13 protein-coding genes, 1 tRNA gene and 4 pseudogenes are annotated in these 17,382 nt (G+C 66.9%); 10 read left to right on the top strand and 8 right to left on the bottom strand.

What is annotated here, in order from left to right:
• Positions 1-156 precede the first annotated feature (156 nt).
• The 8 genes from PE067_RS07145 to PE067_RS07110 form a co-directional block, all read right to left on the bottom strand.
• Positions 157-1,857: a SulP family inorganic anion transporter gene (locus tag PE067_RS07145; RefSeq protein WP_276188495.1), complete on the bottom strand. Its 1,701-nt coding sequence runs from the start codon at positions 1,855-1,857 to the stop codon at positions 157-159.
• A 75-nt stretch (positions 1,858-1,932) separates the two neighbouring features.
• A complete protein-coding gene (locus tag PE067_RS07140) occupies positions 1,933-2,193 on the bottom strand; it encodes a helix-turn-helix domain-containing protein (protein ID WP_276188494.1) in 261 nt (86 codons plus the stop codon).
• Between the two features lie 338 nt (positions 2,194-2,531).
• Positions 2,532-2,607, bottom strand: a tRNA-Ala gene (locus PE067_RS07135).
• 225 nt (positions 2,608-2,832) lie between these two features.
• Complete coding sequence (gene trpE / locus PE067_RS07130) at positions 2,833-4,341, bottom strand: anthranilate synthase component I (protein WP_276188493.1); 1,509 nt, start codon at positions 4,339-4,341, stop codon at positions 2,833-2,835.
• Positions 4,342-4,343: 2 nt separating this feature from the next.
• Positions 4,344-4,481, bottom strand: coding sequence for a hypothetical protein (locus PE067_RS07125; protein ID WP_276188492.1), 138 nt, complete (start codon positions 4,479-4,481; stop codon positions 4,344-4,346).
• On the bottom strand, positions 4,442-6,340 hold the full coding sequence (locus PE067_RS07120; protein WP_276188491.1) for a SurA N-terminal domain-containing protein: 1,899 nt from the start codon (positions 6,338-6,340) through the stop codon (positions 4,442-4,444). Before PE067_RS07120 ends, PE067_RS07125 begins: the two co-directional genes overlap by 40 nt.
• Positions 6,341-6,437: 97 nt before the next feature.
• Entirely contained in the window at positions 6,438-7,613 is a 1,176-nt protein-coding gene (locus PE067_RS07115; RefSeq protein WP_276188490.1) for an aminotransferase, read from the bottom strand.
• A 16-nt stretch (positions 7,614-7,629) separates the two neighbouring features.
• A complete protein-coding gene (locus PE067_RS07110) occupies positions 7,630-8,742 on the bottom strand; it encodes a hypothetical protein (protein WP_276188489.1) in 1,113 nt (370 codons plus the stop codon).
• A gap of 120 nt (positions 8,743-8,862) precedes the next feature.
• Here PE067_RS07110 and PE067_RS07105 point away from each other — a divergent pair, with 120 nt between their 5' ends.
• The 10 genes and pseudogenes from PE067_RS07105 to PE067_RS07060 all read left to right on the top strand — a co-directional run bounded on the left by PE067_RS07105 (position 8,863) and on the right by PE067_RS07060 (position 17,380).
• Entirely contained in the window at positions 8,863-9,456 is a 594-nt protein-coding gene (locus PE067_RS07105; RefSeq protein WP_276188488.1) for an aminodeoxychorismate/anthranilate synthase component II, read from the top strand.
• Entirely contained in the window at positions 9,453-10,478 is a 1,026-nt protein-coding gene (trpD, locus tag PE067_RS07100) for an anthranilate phosphoribosyltransferase (protein ID WP_276188487.1), read from the top strand. Before PE067_RS07105 ends, trpD begins: the two co-directional genes overlap by 4 nt.
• 22 nt (positions 10,479-10,500) lie before the next feature.
• A pseudogene (locus PE067_RS07095) lies at positions 10,501-11,001 on the top strand (uracil-DNA glycosylase); the annotation flags it as partial.
• 168 nt (positions 11,002-11,169) lie between these two features.
• Positions 11,170-11,961 (top strand): indole-3-glycerol phosphate synthase TrpC, encoded by a 792-nt coding sequence (gene trpC / locus PE067_RS07090; protein WP_276188486.1) that lies wholly within the window; start codon positions 11,170-11,172, stop codon positions 11,959-11,961.
• Positions 11,958-12,433 (top strand): annotated as a pseudogene (gene moaC, locus PE067_RS07085) (cyclic pyranopterin monophosphate synthase MoaC). The gene trpC and the pseudogene moaC overlap by 4 nt, the downstream one beginning before the upstream one ends.
• Positions 12,434-13,613 (top strand): annotated as a pseudogene (glp, locus tag PE067_RS07080) (gephyrin-like molybdotransferase Glp).
• Between the two features lie 118 nt (positions 13,614-13,731).
• Positions 13,732-14,433 carry a transcriptional repressor LexA gene (lexA, locus tag PE067_RS07075; RefSeq protein ID WP_276188485.1) on the top strand — a complete coding sequence of 234 codons (702 nt, stop codon included), beginning with the start codon at positions 13,732-13,734 and terminating at the stop codon, positions 14,431-14,433.
• Positions 14,434-14,549: 116 nt separating this feature from the next.
• Complete coding sequence (locus PE067_RS07070) at positions 14,550-15,698, top strand: D-alanyl-D-alanine carboxypeptidase (protein ID WP_276188484.1); 1,149 nt, start codon at positions 14,550-14,552, stop codon at positions 15,696-15,698.
• Between the two features lie 4 nt (positions 15,699-15,702).
• A pseudogene (tmk, locus tag PE067_RS07065) lies at positions 15,703-16,298 on the top strand (dTMP kinase).
• On the top strand, positions 16,295-17,380 hold the full coding sequence (locus tag PE067_RS07060; RefSeq protein WP_276188483.1) for a DNA polymerase III subunit delta': 1,086 nt from the start codon (positions 16,295-16,297) through the stop codon (positions 17,378-17,380). The pseudogene tmk and the gene PE067_RS07060 overlap by 4 nt, the downstream one beginning before the upstream one ends.
• Positions 17,381-17,382 lie beyond the last annotated feature (2 nt).

Here is a 17,382-nt window from a genome sequence, read left to right as displayed (position 1 = left end):
CCGCCTTCGCCGCGCGCAGGGCGGATCAGGTCGCTCCCGCCCGCTCTCTCCTCCAGCGCCATACACTCGGAAAGCTGGTGAAAGCGCGGAAAGACCATGCACGGCAATTCCCGTGCCACCCCGCCGCGCCCTGCCCCCCCGGCATCCCGCCGCCGGTCATCGCCGCGCGCGAATGACCGCCAGCGCGCGTTCTATCGTCGTCGCGTAATGCACCAGCGGCCGTTTCAGGCCATGGGTCACAAAGACCCTGCGGATATCGCGGCTGGCACCGGTCAGCCACAGCGCCACACCGCGGTCATGTGCCTTGTGCGCCAGCCCCTCGATCATATTGGCGCCGGTCAGATCGAGGAAAGGCACGGCCGCGAAATCGACGATCAACGCCTTGTGGCTGTCCTGGATACGGTCCAGCACCGACCCGATCGAGGCCGTCGCACCGAAAAACAGCGCGCCCGTGATGCGATAGACCACGACCTCGGGATCCGCCGCCGCATCCTCGGTATAGGTTCCGCGCGGGTGGGCGCTGTCCGCCTCGTCCCGTCCGACGAAAGGGGTTTGGGTGTCGACGGCGGTGGCCCTGCTCATCCGCTGGATGAAAAGCACCGAACCGAGGGCGAAGCCGACCACGATGGCCTCGGTCAGGTCGCGGAAGATGGTCAGAAAGAAGGTGGCGCCCAGCACCGTCGCCTCGCCCCAACCGGACCGAAGCAGGATGGCGATGGCGGGCTTCTCGATCATGTTCCAGGCGACGACGGCAAGAACACCGGCAAGCGCGGCCAGCGGAATATAGGCGGCCAGCGGCGCGGCAACCAGCATGAACAGCAGCAGAAAGACCGCATGCAACATACCCGCCACGGGGCCGTGCGCGCCCGAACGCACATTGGTCGCCGTCCGCGCGATGGTCCCGGTGACGCAGAAACCGCCAAAGAGGGCCGAGCCGATATTGGCCGCGCCCTGGGCCACCAGTTCGCAGTTCGACCGGTGCCGCCGCCCGGTCATGCCATCGGCGACGACCGCCGAAAGAAGCGATTCGATTGCCCCCAGCAAGGTAAAGGAAACCGCCGCCGGCAGCACCGCCATGATCCTGTCCGGCGACAGGTCTGGCAATCCGGGCGTCAGCAGGGTCGAGGGGATGCCGCCGAACTTCGTGCCGATGGTCTGCACCGGCAGGGCCAGCGCCGCTGTCGCAACCGCCGCCACGGCGACCGCGATCAGCATGCCGGGCCAATGTGGCCGCCACCGGCGCAGGCCAAGGATGATGCCGATGGTGACCGCGGAAACCAGCAGCGCGGCGGGCGTCAGACTGTCCCGCACCGCCCAGAGCGCCGGTATTTTTTCAAAAAGCTCGCCCGGCTCATGTTCCAATGTCAGGCCAAAGAGCTCCTTGATCTGGCTGGCAAAGATGATGACCGCAATCCCGGCGGTGAAGCCGACCGTCACCGGAAAGGGAATGAACTTGATGAAGGTGCCAAGCCGCAGAAAGCCGACCGCTGCCAGCATCAGGCCCGACAGGAAGGTGGCTAGGATCAGCCCCTCCATCCCGTGCTGGGCGACGGTGGCCGCGACCAGCACGATAAAGGCCCCGGCCGGGCCGCCGACCTGAAACCGGGAACCGCCCAGAAGCGAGACGAGGAAACCGCCGACGATGGCCGTATAAAGCCCCTGTGCCGGAGTCGCGCCAGAGGCAATGGCGATGGCCATGGACAAAGGCAGCGCGACGATGGCGACGGTCAGCCCGGCGATGGCATCGGCGCGCAACTGCGTCAGGCCATAGCCCTCGCGCAGGACGGTGACCAGTTTCGGGGTATAAAGCGCGGCAAAGCCGGGTGCCGCGCCATGTCTGCGGGTCTTGTCTTTCATCGGGGCCGCGCCTTGTCTGGCTGTGCGGCGGGATCGTCGGCTTGTCGTCGGCGGTCGCCGTCGCGGAATCTGTCCTCAGGGTTTCGGGGGTGGCGATATCAGGCGGACGCCACGCCCGCCTGCCGTGCTGGTTGTGCCCTCTCCGATCAGTTCGACCCCGGCGCGTTCCAGCGCGGCGACGACCTTGGTCAGGCTGTCGACGACACCGCGAACGACGCCCGTGCTGGCTTCCATGCGCTGGATCGTCGGAACGGACAGGCCGGAAAGCTCGGCCAGGGTTTTCTGGTCGATGCCAAGAAGGGCGCGTGCGGCGCGCATCTGGGGGCCTGTGATCATGGGCTTATCCTAAGGGGCAATACCGATATCAACCCTGCATAGTGATATGTCAAATATCATTATGGCGATGCTGGACATGCAGGCGGGAATCATGCACCTGCCGGATATCCGCCCTGCACGGTTCAGGCGCCGCAACCCTGATCCACAGATACCGCACCTGATCGAACGCCTGCCCGCGCTGCCGTGCCCACGCAACGGGTTGGCGACCAACCTGTTTCTGCGGTCGCGGAGTCCGTCCTTCTGGCGGGCATCATGATCTGGCACGCACCATGGCCCGGGCGCCTTCTACCCGCCAATGCCGCATCATGCGAAGGATTGCGTGTTCCGTCACGGAAATCTGGTGGAGCCGAGGGGAATCGAACCCCTGGCCTCGTCATTGCGAACGACGCGCTCTACCAACTGAGCTACGGCCCCACTGTGGCGGTGTTTTGTAACGGACCGGGCGGCTTGTCAAGAGAAGCTGACACGGGCACGCAAGCATTGTCCGCTGTCCGGGCCGTGTTTCCGATGCTCCCCGCCCGGCCGGGCCTGCCCTGCCCTTGGGAACAGGCGGCGGGCTAGTTCGAACCGGCCTTTCGGACAGCGGCTGAACGGCGCGACCGGCAGGAAACCCGCCGCTCCGCATGGTGGTCGGCGCGCTTATGTATTCGTGCCCTGCACGAAACGCGCGGCTTCTTCGGCGGCGCGGCGCAGAGCGCGGCTTTTGTTTTCGGTTTCCTCGAATTCTGCAACCGGGTCGCTGTCATAGACGACACCGCCGCCGGCCTGGATATACAGCTTGCTGTCCTTGACCACGGCGGTGCGCAGGGCGATGCACATGTCCATTTCACCATTCGCGGCGAAATAGCCCACCCCGCCCGCATAGACCCCGCGCTTTTCGGGTTCCAGCTCGTCGATGATTTCCATCGCGCGGACCTTGGGCGCGCCCGAGACGGTGCCTGCGGGCATCCCGGCCAGCAGGGCCGACAGCGCATCCTCGCCCTCTCGCAATTCGCCGACCACGTTCGAGACGATGTGCATGACGTGGCTATAGCGTTCGATGGTGAATTTCTCGGTCGGGCGGACAGTGCCGATCTGGGCCACGCGACCGACATCGTTGCGGCCCAAATCAAGCAGCATCAGATGTTCGGCCAGTTCCTTTTGATCGGCCAGCAGATCGGCTTCCAGCGCGCGATCCTCGGCCGCGTCGGCGCCGCGTTTGCGGGTGCCGGCGATGGGGCGGACGGTGACCTCGCCGTCGCGCAGACGGACCAGGATTTCGGGGCTGGCACCGACGATCTGAAACCCGCCCATGTTCAGGAAGAACATGAAGGGCGACGGGTTGGTGCGGCGCAGGCTGCGATAGAGCGCAAAGGGCGGCAGCGGGAAATCCATCGACCAGCGTTGGCTGGGCACGACCTGAAAGATATCGCCCGCGCGGATGTATTCCTTGGCCTTTTCGACCGCTGCCAGATAACCCTCGCGGGTGAAATTCGACTGCGGCTGACCGACCTGCATGTCCTGCCCCAGGGTGCGGGGTTCATAGGGCTGGCGATCCAGCGAGCGCAGCGCCTCCATCACGCGCTCGGCGGCCTGGGCATAGGCGGCGCGCGCATTCAGCCCCGAGGATTGCCATGCGGGCGCGCAGAGCGTCACCTCGCCCTTGACGCCGTCCAGAACGGCGACGACGGTCGGGCGCAGCAGCATGGCATCGGGCAGGTTCAGGGGATCGGGGTTCACATCGGGCAGATGTTCGACCAGCCGGATCATGTCATAGCCCAGATAGCCGAACAGACCCGCCGCCGCGGGCGGCACGCCGTCGGGCATCGGGTCGATGCGGCTTTCGGCGATCAGCGCGCGCAGCGCCTCCAGCGGGGTCTGGTCGTCGGGGGTGAATTCCGCGCTGAACCGCGCCTGACGGTTGGTGCGCGAACGGTCGCCGCGACATTCCCAGATCAGGTCCGGTTTCATCCCGACCATCGAATAGCGCCCGCGCAATTCCCCGCCCGTGACGCTTTCCAGCATGAAGCTGAGCGGTTCGGCCTCGGCCAGTTTCAGCATCAGGCTGACCGGCGTATCCAGATCGGCGGCCAGACGCAGCGTCACCAACTGGTTGCGACCCGCAGCCCAGCCTTTTTCAAATTCCGAAAATTCGGGCGCCAGATCCATCGTCACATCCGCGAATTCACCGCCTCGATGGCGGTCTGGTTGACGGTCACGCCGATGCGGGATTGCAGCGCGCGCGTGTAATAGTCGAACAGGTCCTGTTTCAGCGCATCGCCAAGCCGCGAGGACACCGCCTGACGCACCTGCTGCGCCTGATCCGAATCCATGTCCACGGCGTCGATATTGTCCAGCGACACCAGAAAGACGCGGTCGCGGGTATCCACCACCTCGGTTTCGCCAACGGCACCCAGTTCAAAGGCCGTGGCGACCAGTTCCTGCGGCGTGCCTTCGATAAAGCCGTCGCGGGGCAGGTCCTGGGCGTCGTGCCAGCGCACCTCATCCCCGGGACGGCGGCGGCCGGAATGGTGCTGACCTGCGGCCGGGGCGAGGCCGCGCCGGGCACCGGGGCCTGGTTCGGCACGGCGGGCTGCGATTGCGCCGCCACCGAAGGCATCTGCGGCGCAGGGGGATCGGTCAGTTCCGGGTCGGCAATCTCGCGCGCGACGGCGTCAACCTTGCGTTCATCGGCCAGCGCCAGCAACTGGCGTTGGGTTTCGGCGGCGATCCAGTCCTGTTCGACTCGTTCACGCACCTCGTCAAAGGGGATCAGCGCAGGCGGCACCACCTCGTCCAGACGCAGGACAAAGACGCCGCCGTCATCCAGATCGTGCAATTCGGGGAAATCCTGTTCGGTGATCGCGGCGGCCTGTTCGCGGAAGGCCGGATAGCCCGCGATGCTGCCCTGTTCGGGCTGGTCGCCGGCGCGCCATTCGATCTCGCCCAGTTCCATATCGGTGTCATTGGCCAGATCCTCGACCGTGGCGCCCCCGGCCAGCAGATCATCGACCTGGCCGCGCAGATCGGCGATCTGACGGCGGGCGCGGTCCAGCGCGGCTTCGCCCCGCAATTCGGATTTCGCCTGTTCAAAGGACACATCGACGGGTTCCAGAATGGCATTCATCGAAAACAGCGCCGGGCCAAGGTTCGTCGGCAGCGGCCCGACGACGCCGGGCTGTTCCAGCGCAAAGACCGCCGCGCCATTGGCGCCCAGCTGGTCCTGCGTCACTTCGCCCTCGTCGATATCGGCAAGGGTCAGGCCACGTTCGGCGGCCAGACCTTCGAAATCAATGGCACCGCTGTCCAGACGGGATTTGGCATCATTTGCAGCGGCGTCGTCCTGAAAGACCAGCCGTTCCACCATGCGGCGTTCGGGTTTCTGGAATTCGTCGATCCGCGACTGATACAGGTCGCGCAGCGCCTGATCATCGACCTGAACCGCATCCTCGATCATGTCGGGGGTCAGCCAGGCAAAGGACAGCTTGCGCGCCTCGGGTGCGGTGAAGCGGTCGGCATTGGCCTGATGCCAGGCGGTCAGCGTGTCCTGATCGGGCGCGGCGATCGGGGCGGCCAGATCGTCGACGGTCAGCTCATACCAGCGGATATCGCGGGTTTCCAGCAGCCATGCGACCGAACGATCCGTGGTCACGGCAGGCGCACTCGCCCCCGAGGTGACGGCGCGTTGCAGGATCTGGCGCGCCTCGTCCATGCGCAGGGCATGTTCGAATTCGCGCACGCTCATGCCTTCGTCGCGCAGCACCTGCTGATAACGGGCGCTGTCGAATTGGCCATTCAGGCCGCGAAAGGCCGGGGCGTCGACGATCGCCTTGCGCACCGCGTCATCGCCTGCGGACACACCAAGGCGGTTGGCCTGTTCTTCCAGCGTGGCGGACAGGAACAGCCCGGCCAGCACGTTCTGGGGCAGCCCCATCTCGCGAGCTTCGGCGCCGGTCAGGGCGCGACCGGTCATCTGGGAAAAGCCCTGCATTTCCTGACGCATCCCGCGCGCGTAATCGTCTGACGAAATCGAGACATTGCCGACCTTGCCGACATCCGTGCCCCCGCCCGAGAAATTCTCGATCCCGAAGCCGCCAAGTCCAAGGACCAGCATCCCCATCAGAATCCAGACGACGGTCGATTTCCCCTTGGATGCGGTCCTGGTCATGTCAAGCAGCCTGTTTTTGTAACCTTTGCCCGTCTTTAGGGTGCCAGCCCCTTCACGGCAAGGGCGCGCCTTGCCGCATTCCGGCGCAAATGTCCGGTCAGGGCCGAAAGCCGGAAAGCCGCGACATCAATTCTTCGATACGGGGGGCATCGACATTGGCAAAGGCGATGCGGATATGGCGGCCGCCCGCCGGGTCGTCTGCGGGCATGAACATGGTGCCGGGCAGCAGCAGGACGCCCGCCTCGGCCACCAGCCTTGGCGCGATCCGGGCCGAAGATATCTGCCACGGATGTTCCGCCCAGGCAAAATAGGCGCCGCAGCCTTTCAGTTTCCAGCCGGGCAGCGCCGCCATGCCCTGCCGCATCGCCGCGCGGCGGCGCAGGATTTCCATACGTTCCCCCGCCAGCCAACCGCCCAGATTGCGCATCCCCCACAGCGCGCCGATCTGGCCAAGCTGGCTGGTTGAAATCGCGACGGTGTCCAGAAATTTTTCGATCTCGGCCATGCGGGCGGGGCTGGCGATGATGGCACCGACGCGGTGGCCGGTCAGGCGGTAGGATTTGGAAAAGGAATAAAGCTGGATCAGCGTGCCCGGCCAATCGGGATCGGTGAACAGATCATGCGGCGCCATGTTGCGGCTGTCGAAATCGCGGTAGGTTTCATCGACGACCAGCGCCAGCCCGCGCGCCCGCGCCAGTTCGAAAAAGCCGCGCAGGGTTTCCGCCGGATATTCCGCGCCCGAGGGGTTGTTGGGGCTGACCAGCACGATGGCGCGGGTGCGCGGCGTGATCAGGCGCTCTGCCTCTGCCGCGTCGGGGACCATGTCCGCGCCGCAGGTCAGGGGCACGGTGCGCACCCCCTGCATGTCCAGCCACATCTTGTGATTGAAATACCAGGGCACCGGGATGATCACCTCATCCCCCTGCCCGGCCAGCGTCGCCAGGGACGCGCAAAAGGCCTGATTGCAGCCCTGCGTGATCGCCACCTGATCGGCCTGAACCGCGCCGCCGTAAGCCTGCGTCCATTCCGCGGCAACCGCCTCCCGCAGGTCCATGTTGCCCAGAACGGGGCCATAGAGATGCGCCTCGGGGCGGTGCAGGGCGGCATCGGCGATGGCCTGACGCAGCCCTTCGGGCGGGGGATCGACGGGGGCGGCCTGGCTGACATTGATCAGCGGGCGGTCGGGGGGAAAGCTCAGCCCCTGCAACCAGCGCCGCGCCTCCATCACCGGGGGTCTGAAGGTCGAGGCGAAGGCGGGATTGAGCGGCTGCATGGCGACCTGAGCGTGTTTACTGTCCTGCCAGCAAACCACCGATATCCGGCGGCGTCGAGAGATTCATCGCAGGATAGTCCCGCGCGCCGGAACTGGCCCCGCTTTGCGCAGCATTGGGCGATCCGTCGGGCGTATCGGCGGGCGAATCAGCCGCCGCCTGCTGTTGGTCGGCACGGGCTTCGGCGGCGAGGTCGGGCTGCGCATCGGTCACCGCTTGCGGCTGCCCGATACCTTCCAGTTCTCTGACATCGGCTTCAGGAACGGCCTCTGCCGCAGGTTCGGGCCGGTCCGCCCCTCCATCGGCAGCCGCCGCCCGCTCTTCTGCCGTCGCGCCGCTTGCGGCAGATGTGGCGCCCGGCGAGGTCTGATCGGAGAGGGCCTGATCGGTCAAAACCGCTCCTCCCGCTGCCGCATCCGGCGCATCGGCCATGTCATCTGCGGCCCTATCATCCGCAGGTGATCCCGCGAGGGGCGCATCGTCATCACCCAGCCCATCCTCGGGGCGGCCACGGGTCAGGGCGCTCATATCGGCGGGGGCTTCGGCCGCGGGCGGTTCGGGCAGGCCGGGGCGCACCACGGGCAGGTCAGCAATCGACGGCGGCATCCCCGATGACGGCATGGCCGAGGGCGGCGCGTCGTCGCCGGGGGCTTCGGGTTCGGATGCTGCCATCGGCAGCGGCTCGACATCCGGCGCGGGGCTTTCGAAACGCTCGGGCGCGGCGGGGGCGGTGCGGTTGTCGGCTGGCGGCGCGGCCGGGATCTCGGCATCGACCGTCACCGGCGCGATTTCGGGCGGGGCCAGCGGGTCATCGGCCCGCGTCTCGGGACGCTCCGCCGTCAGGGTCGAGGCATCTGTCAGCGGCGCATCGGCCCCGGCGGGCGGCGCATCGACGGATCCCGAACCGCCAAGGGGCGCGGGCGCGGGGCGGGTCAGCGGCGCGGGCAGCAGCGGCTGCGCATCCTCTCCGCGACCGAATTCGGACCCGGCGGGCGTGGCGATGACGGCGGCATCGGGAACCAGCGCATCGCCGCCCGGATCGGGGGCAGGCAACAGCAGCGACAGGGCAGCCAAACCCGCCGCACCCGTCAGGGCGCCATGAAACAAACCTGTCGCAAAGCCTCGTGCCATGCCGCTTTCGTCCAGTTTACTGCCCGTTTTCTTGACCGCCGCCCTTGACCCCGTGCGGCGCTTGGGCACATCTATAGCGGCAGTTTTCCCGGGGTTCACCCCCCAATGCAAGGCGCCTTCATGATCCTGCTTATCGATAACTATGACAGCTTCACCCGGAACCTCGTCCATTACATGGGCGAAGCCGGGGCAGAGGTCGAGGTGCGCCGAAACGATGCCCTGACCGTGGACGAGGCGCTGAACATGGGTGCCGCGGGCATTCTGGTCTCGCCCGGCCCCTGCGATCCGGCGCAGGCGGGAATCATCGTGCCGCTGATCCGCGCCGCCGCCGAACGCGGCCTGCCGCTGTTCGGCGTCTGTCTGGGACATCAGGCGATCGGCGAGGCCTTTGGCGGCAAGGTCATCCGCGCCAGCCGCGTCGTGCATGGCAAGGTCGATGACATCGATCACGACGGCAGCGGCGTTTTCGCGGGCCTGCCCAGCCCCTTCCGCGCGACGCGCTATCATTCGCTGACCATCGACCCGGACAGCCTGCCCGCCGATCTGGCCGTGACCGCGACCAGCCCCGACGGCACGATCATGGGCATCCGCCACCGGACCCTGCCCATCGAGGGCGTGCAGTTCCACCCCGAATCCATTGCATCCGAACATGGCCACCAGATGATCGAGAATTTCCTGCGCTGCACCTCCAGCCACACGGATCGCGCGGCATGAGCGCCCCCCGCGACCTGCGCCCGATCATCGCCATTGCCGCCACCCGGTCGCTGACCGGCCCCGAGGCGGACGAAGCCTTTGCCGCCCTGTTCGAGGGCGCGGCCACCCCCGCCCAGGTCGGCGGGCTGCTGATGGCCCTGCGCGTGCGCGGCGAAACCGTGCAGGAAATCACCGCCGCCACCCGCGCCATGCGCGCCAAGATGAACCGCATCACCGCACCCGAGGGCGCCGTCGACATCGTCGGGACCGGCGGGGATGGCAAGGGGACGCTGAACATCTCGACCGCCTCGGCGCTGGTCGTGGCGGGGGCGGGCGTGCCGGTCGCCAAACACGGCAACCGCAACCTGTCGTCCAAATCGGGCTCGGCCGATGCGCTGACGCAGATGGGCATCAATGTCATGGGCACGCCGGAAATCGCCCAGCAGGCGCTGGATGCGACCGGCATCTGCTTCATGATGGCGCCGGTTCACCACCCCGCGATGCGCCATGTCGGCCCGGCGCGGACGGAACTGGGAACGCGCACGATCTTCAACCTGCTGGGGCCGCTGACCAATCCGGCGGGCGTCACCCGGCAGTTGACCGGCACCTTTGACCGCCGGTGGAACCGGCCCATGGCGGAAACGCTGCAGGCGCTCGGCTCTGACGCGGCATGGCTGGTTCATGGCAGCGACGGCACGGATGAGCTGTCGATCGCCGGCCCCAGCTGGGTCGCGCAACTGCTGGATGGCGAGGTCACGGAATTCGAAATCTCGCCCGAGGATGCGGGCCTGCCCCTCCACCCCTTTGACGAGATCATCGGCGGTGACCCGACCCATAACGCCAAGGCTGCCCGCGCGCTTCTGGCGGGTCAGCAGGGTGCCTATCGCGATGCCGTGCTGCTGAATTCCGCCGCCGCCCTGCTGATCGCGGGCCGCGCCGCGAACCTGCGCGAAGGGGCCGAAATCGCCCGCGAATCCATCGATCCCGGCGCGGCGCTGGCGAAACTGGACGCGCTGGCCGCCCAGACCGGCGCGCCCGAATGACCCGGCGCGGGACGGTCGGGGCATGACGCCGCCCGAGGCTTGGGCGGATCTGCCGTTCTTTGCCGAAAACTGGCCCGAGATCAGCGACCGGCTGGCAGGGCAGGATTGGCTGCCCGGCCCCGCGCGCCTGTTCGCCGCGCTGGAGCTGACGCCCCCCGAACGGGTTCGCGTCGTCATTCTGGGGCAGGACCCCTACCCGACGCCCGGCCATGCGAACGGGCTGGCCTTTTCGGTGTCGCCGACAACCGCCCTGCCCCGGTCGCTTTCCAATATCTACAAGGAATTGCAGGAGGATGTTCAGGCAATTCCCGCAACCGGCGACCTGTCCCATTGGGCGCGTCAGGGCGTGCTGTTGCTGAACACATCCCTTAGCGTGCCGCCGGGTCAGGCGGGGGCTCGTGCGAAATGGGGCTGGGACCGGCTGGCGCGTCAGGCCGTCGCCAAGGCGCAGGAACACGGGCCGCTGGCCTTTCTGCTCTGGGGCAATCACGCGCAAAAGGCGCTGGCCGGCATGCCCCGCGACAGCGACCCGCTGATCGAAACCGCCCACCCCTCGCCTCTGTCGGCGCGGCGCGGTTTTTCGGCTCGCGGCCTTTCAGCCGCATCAATGACTGGCTTGCCGGGCGGGGCGCGCCTGAAATCAACTGGGCGGGGCTTTCCCGCGACAACGCGTAGGGTTGAGCTGAGGCGCATGGATATTCTGGAACGCATCAAGACCTATAAGCTGGACGAAATCGCGGCAGCCAAACAGGCCCGCCCGCTGTCCGATGTCGAGACCGCAGCCCGCGCCGCAGACAGCCCGCGCGGCTTTGCGGCGGCGCTGACGCACCACGCCGAAACCGGCCATGCGCTGATCGCCGAAATCAAAAAGGCCAGCCCCTCCAAAGGGTTGATCCGCCCCGATTTCGACCCGCCCGCGCTGGCGCAGGCCTATCAGGCCGGGGGCGCCGCCTGCCTGTCGGTGCTGACCGACGGCCCCAGCTTTCAGGGCGCGCCGGAGTTCCTGACGCAGGCCCGCGCCGCCTGCGACCTGCCCGCGCTGCGCAAGGATTTTCTTTATGATACCTATCAGGTGGCCGAGGCGCGGGCATGGGGCGCCGATTGCATCCTGATCATCATGGCCTCGGTCGATGACGGTCTGGCGGCGGAACTTGAGGATGCGGCCCTGCATTGGGGCATGGATGCGCTGATCGAGGTCCATGACCGCACCGAACTGGACCGCGCCCTGCGCCTGAAATCGCCGCTGATCGGGATCAACAACCGCAATCTGAAAACCTTCGAGGTCAGTCTGGACGTGACGCTGGAACTGGCGCCGCATGTGCCGCAGGGCCGTGATCTGGTCTGCGAAAGCGGGCTGTTCTCCCCCGCCGACCTGAACCGCATGGGCCATGCCGGGATCAACCGTTTCCTGATCGGCGAAAGCCTGATGCGTCAGGACGACGTGACCGCCGCCACCCGCGAAATCCTCGGTCTGGCCGCATGAGCCTGACGCATTTCGACAGCGCCGGTCAGGCCCATATGGTCGATGTCTCGGACAAACCCGCGACCGCCCGAACCGCCGTCGCCGAAGGGCTGGTGCTGATGTCCCCTGACACGCTGGCGCTGGCCCGGGGGGGCGCGGCCAAGGGCGATGTCATGGGCGTCGCGCGTCTGGCCGGGATCATGGGGGCGAAGCGCACCGCCGATCTGATCCCCCTGTGCCACCCGTTGCCTCTGGACAAGGTCGCGCTGGATCTGGCCGCGGACCCCACCCTGCCCGGCATCCGCATCACCGCCACTGCCCGCACCACCGGCCGCACCGGCGTCGAGATGGAGGCGCTGACCGCCGTGTCCGTCGCCTGCCTGACCGTCTATGACATGCTCAAGGCCGCGCAAAAGGACATGCGGATCGAAGGGATCCGGCTGCTGGAAAAACCGGCGGCAAATCCGGCGATTTTCACGCTACGGAGGGTTAGATGATCACGGTCGAAGGCGCCTCGGCGCTGGTTCTGGCGCTGGCCCGGCCGGTGGACAGCGAAACCGTCGCGATTCAGGATGCGCTGGACCGGGTGCTGGCGAAACCGGTTTTCGCGCGGCTGACGCAGCCACCCTTCGATGCCTCGGCCATGGATGGCTATGCCGTGCGCAGCGCCGATCTGCCGGGGCCCCTGCAGGTCATCGGCACGTCCTCGGCCGGTCACGCATGGGACGGCGCCGCGCGGCCCGGCACTGCTGTCCGCATCTTTACCGGCGCCCCCGTGCCTGCCGGATATGACCGTGTCGTCCTGCAGGAAAATATCCTGCGTGAAGGTGATCGGATCAGCGTCGAAACCTGGACAGACAACCTGAATATCCGCCGCCAAGGCAATGATTTCGCGACCGGAACGGAATTTTTTCTGCGCCGCCCGCTGGCGCCTTCGGATCTGGCCCTGCTGGCCGCGATGAATATTGCCGAGGTCACTGTGACGCGCCGCCCCCGCGTCGCCGTCATGGCGGGGGGCGACGAACTGGTCCGCCCGGGCGCCGATCCGCGCCCGGACCAGATCATCTGTTCGAACGATATCGCGATCGCCGCGATGGCCCGGCAGGCGGGCGCCGAGGCGCAGATCCTGCCCATCGCCCGCGACACCGAAGGCAGCCTGCGCGCGGGCTTTGCGCTGGCGCAGGGTGCGGATCTGATCGGCGACCATCGGCGGGGCCTCGGTCGGGGATCACGATCTGGTCGGCAAGGTCGCCGCCGATCTGGGGCTGGAACGCGCCTTCTACAAACTGGCCATGCGCCCCGGCAAGCCGCTGATGGCCGGAAAACTGGGCGCCAGCGCCATGCTGGGCCTGCCGGGAAACCCCGTTTCCGCAATCGTTTGCGCGACATTGTTCATGCAGCCCATGCTGCGCGCGATGCAGGGGCTGGATGCCGGCATTCCCCTGCATCGCGCCCGCCTCTCCGCAGATCTGCCGCCCGAAGGCGACCGTCAGCATTACCTGCGCGCCCGCCTGACCACAGGCCCGGACCTGCCCCTGATCGCCCCGTTCGAGGATCAGGATTCCGCAAGGCTGGGCATCCTGTCGCAGGCCGATGCGCTGCTGATCCGCCCCGCCCATGACCCCGCGCGCGCAGCGGGCGAACTGGTCGATTTCCTGCATCTGCGCGCCTGATCCGGTCAGGATTAACGCTTTCTTCAGCCGAATCAGCGCATTTCTGTTGACGAGAGAAAAGATCAGGGCTAGAACATATGACGAACATATTTCGCTCTGGCAGATCAGGGGACAGCAGATGCTGACGAAAAAGCAGATCCAGTTGCTTGAATTCATCCAGGCACGCATGGCGCGCGACGGGGTGCCGCCCTCTTTCGATGAAATGAAGCTGGCGCTGGACCTGCGCTCGAAATCCGGCATCCACCGGCTGGTCACGGCGCTGGAAGAACGCGGCTTTATCCGCCGCCTGCCCCACCGTGCCCGTGCGCTGGAAATCGTCCGCCTGCCCGATGCGCTGAACAAGGGTTCGGATTTCAAGCCGCGGGTGATCGACGGCGACAAGCCCGCACCGCACCCGGCGCCCCCGCGCGGCGCGATGGCGGTCAGCGGCGGTTCGGCGGTCGAACTGCCCGTGATGGGCCGCATCGCCGCCGGCGTCCCGATCGAGGCGATTTCCGAAGTCTCGCATCATATCGCCGTGCCGGGCAGCATGCTGTCGGGCCGCGAACATCACTATGCGCTGGAAGTGCGCGGCGATCTGATGATCGAGGCGGGCATCAACGATGGCGATGTCGTGGTCATCCGCGAACAGGATTCCGCGGATAATGGCGATATCGTCGTGGCTCTGGTCGAAGGTCACGAAGCGACGCTGAAACGCTATCGCCGCAAAGGCCGCCTGATCGCGCTGGAAGCCGCCAACCCCGCCTATGAAACCCGCCTGCTGCCCGAAGAAATGGTGCGCGTTCAGGGGCGTCTGGTGGGGCTGATCCGCAGCTACTGAACACATCTGCCGGGTGGCACGCTTCACTTTTGCGCAACTTGCAGCCGCAGCGTTGCGGGCGCCTGTGGCCTGATGTAACCATCACTGGGTCGAGCGTCAGCCATTGAGGATATTCCATGCGGGCTCTTTTCACCGGCATTCTTGCCTTTCTGTCCGTGATCGCGGGACCCGTTGCCGCGTTCGATACCAATGCGCGCGCCGCTTGGGTCTATGATGTGACGACCGGCACGGTGCTGATGGAAAAGAACGCCGCTCAGGCGCTGCCCCCGGCCTCGATGTCCAAACTGATGACGCTCTACATGCTGTTCGAGGCGTTGGACGAAGGCCGTGTGCAACTGGATACGCGCCTGCCCGTTTCGACCAAGGCCCGGCAGATGCAGGGCTCGACCATGTTCCTGAACGAAAACGACCGCCCCACCGTCGAAGAGCTGATCAAGGGCATCATCGTCCTGTCGGGCAATGACGCCTGCGTTGTCGTCGCCGAAGGGCTTTCTGGCACCGAAGACGCCTTTGCCCGGCAGATGACGGAACGTGGCCGCGCGCTCGGCCTGACCGAATCCACCTTTGTCAACGCCTCGGGCTGGCCTGCCGAAGGCCATGTCATGTCGGCCCATGATCTGGGTATTCTGAGCCTGCATCTGGTGCAGGACTTCCCCGAGTATTACACGTTCTTCGCCCTGACCGAGTTCCCCTTTGACAACCGCGCCCCTGCTAACCGCTTCAACCGCAACCCCCTGTTGCAGCTTGGGATTGGCGCGGACGGCCTGAAAACCGGCCACACGCAAGAGGCGGGATATGGCCTTGTCGGTTCGGCCGTTCAGGGTGACCGCCGCGTGATCTTTGTCATCAACGGCCTGCCTTCCGACCGCGCGCGCGCCGAGGAGATCGAGCGGATCGTGAACTGGGCCTTCCGTCAGTTCACCATGCGCACCATCGTCCCCCGGGGCGAAATCGTGGCCGAGGCCCCGGTCTGGCTTGGCACCCGCAGCAAGGTCGGCCTGACCACGGAAAACGGCGTCAGGGTGCTGATCCCCGCCGGTGCGCAGGCAGGCGTCACCGCCGAGGCGGTATTCAACGGCCCGATCGAAGCGCCGGTCAAGGCGGGCACTCGCCTGGGCGATCTGGTCATCCGCATTCCCGATGCGGAAGAATCCCACATGCCCCTGATCGCTGCTTCGGATGTCGAGGCGGCAGGCGTCTTTGGCCGCCTGCAAGGCGCCGCGCAGCGCCTTGGCAGCCGCGCCATCAGCGCCATCACGAACTGAACGGATGTTCATCAGCTTCGAAGGGATCGACGGCTCGGGAAAATCGACCCAGGCCAGGCGGCTTGCCAAGCCGCGCGGGACCGTGGCCGCGATACCGTCCTGACCCGCGAACCCGGCGGCAGCGCCGGGGCCGAAGAAATCCGCAGGCTTCTGGTTCGGGGCGGCCCGGATCGCTGGTCTGCGGAAACCGAATTGCTGCTGTTCACCGCAGCCCGCCGCGACCATGTCGAACGCCGGATCCGTCCCGCTCTGGATCGCGGCGCCACCGTGATCACCGACCGCTTTGCCGATTCGACGCGGGTCTATCAGGGCGCGACGCGCGGCAATCTGCGCCGGATGGTCGATCAGCTGCACGATCTGATGATCGGCCTTGAACCGGATCTGACCTTTGTCATCGACCTCGATCCCGCACTCGCCCTGTCCCGCAGCGCCGCCCGCCAAAGCGGCGAGGATCGCTTCGAAGACATGGGACTTGGCTTCCAGACCCGGCTGCGCGACGGCTTTCGCCAGCTTGCCGCGACCCGGCCTCGCGTGCATCTGATCGACGGCAACGGCAGCGCCGATGACGTCGCCGCGCGCGTTCTGGATGCCCTGCCATGAGCACCGATGAGATCATCGAGGCTGACCGCGTCCCTGGCGCCCCGCATCCGCGTTTTGCCGCCGGGGTGATCGGCCATGACGCGACGATCCGCGATTTTCTGGCCACGGCCGGCGCGGGCCGCCTGCATCACGGCTGGCTGCTCAGCGGCCCGCGCGGCACCGGCAAGGCGACATTGGCCCGGGCGCTGGCGAAATGGCTGCTGGCCGACCAGCCCGCAGCCACCCTCTCCACCGACCCCGACAGCCCGCTGTCGCGCCGCATCCTTGCCCTGTCCGAGCCGCGCCTGCATCTGGTCCGGCGCAGCGTCGATGACAGGACGGGCCGTCTGCGCAGCGAAATCACCGTCGATGACATCCGCAAGCTGCTGTCCTTTTTCCGTCTTTCCGCGGCCGAGGGCGGGCGCCGTGTCGCGATCATCGATCCCGCCGATGAAATGAACCGCAACGCCGCCAATGCCCTGCTGAAAATCCCGGAGGAACCTCCGCATGACGCGGTGATCCTGCTGATCTCGCACCAGCCCGCGCAGCTTTTGCCGACGATCCGGTCGCGCTGCCGCGAATTGCGGCTGGCCCCGGTTTCGGCCACGGATATGGCGCGCATTCTGGATCGGTTGCAGGCCCCCGGCGATCCGGACCGCCTGACCGCGCTGTCCGGCGGTTCGGTGGGCGAGGCCCTGCGCCTGACCGGTCAGGACGGGCTGGAAACCTATCAGGCGATCATCGACCTGTTTGCCACCCTGCCCGGCTTCGACCGTAAGGCCGCGATGAAGCTGGCGGATCTGGCGGGCGGCCGCGCCGGGCCGGACGGCGATCCCTTTGACCTTGTCGTCACGCTGCTCGACCGATTTTTGTCCCGCGCCGCCCGCGCCGGCCTGCTTGGCCCGCCCCTGCCCGAAGCCGCCGATGGCGAGGCTGACCTGCTGCGGCGCCTGTCCCCCGATGACCGCAGCGCGCGGGGCTGGGCCGCCGCGCAGGCGGAACTCTCGGCGCGCGCCCGCAAGGGCCGGGCGGTCAACCTCGACCCCTCGGCTCTGGTGTTGGATATGCTGATCGGGCTTGCGAACCGGCCCGCCACCCTTTGATC

Source organism: Paracoccus sp. DMF-8, assembly GCF_029309835.1.
In the GTDB taxonomy this organism is placed as follows: Bacteria; Pseudomonadota; Alphaproteobacteria; order Rhodobacterales; family Rhodobacteraceae; genus Paracoccus.
The sequence above is the reverse complement of the archived record's forward strand: the minus strand, read 5'-3'. Positions and strand labels throughout refer to the sequence as shown.

Coding starts and splice junctions, on each gene's coding strand:
- PE067_RS07145 (WP_276188495.1), bottom strand. CDS start 1,857: ATGAAAGACAAGACCCGCAGACATGGCGCGGCACCCGGCTTTGCCGCG.
- PE067_RS07140 (WP_276188494.1), bottom strand. CDS start 2,193: ATGATCACAGGCCCCCAGATGCGCGCCGCACGCGCCCTTCTTGGCATC.
- trpE (WP_276188493.1), bottom strand. CDS start 4,341: ATGGATCTGGCGCCCGAATTTTCGGAATTTGAAAAAGGCTGGGCTGCG.
- PE067_RS07120 (WP_276188491.1), bottom strand. CDS start 6,340: ATGACCAGGACCGCATCCAAGGGGAAATCGACCGTCGTCTGGATTCTG.
- PE067_RS07115 (WP_276188490.1), bottom strand. CDS start 7,613: ATGCAGCCGCTCAATCCCGCCTTCGCCTCGACCTTCAGACCCCCGGTG.
- PE067_RS07110 (WP_276188489.1), bottom strand. CDS start 8,742: ATGGCACGAGGCTTTGCGACAGGTTTGTTTCATGGCGCCCTGACGGGT.
- PE067_RS07105 (WP_276188488.1), top strand. CDS start 8,863: ATGATCCTGCTTATCGATAACTATGACAGCTTCACCCGGAACCTCGTC.
- trpD (WP_276188487.1), top strand. CDS start 9,453: ATGAGCGCCCCCCGCGACCTGCGCCCGATCATCGCCATTGCCGCCACC.
- trpC (WP_276188486.1), top strand. CDS start 11,170: ATGGATATTCTGGAACGCATCAAGACCTATAAGCTGGACGAAATCGCG.
- lexA (WP_276188485.1), top strand. CDS start 13,732: ATGCTGACGAAAAAGCAGATCCAGTTGCTTGAATTCATCCAGGCACGC.
- PE067_RS07070 (WP_276188484.1), top strand. CDS start 14,550: ATGCGGGCTCTTTTCACCGGCATTCTTGCCTTTCTGTCCGTGATCGCG.
- PE067_RS07060 (WP_276188483.1), top strand. CDS start 16,295: ATGAGCACCGATGAGATCATCGAGGCTGACCGCGTCCCTGGCGCCCCG.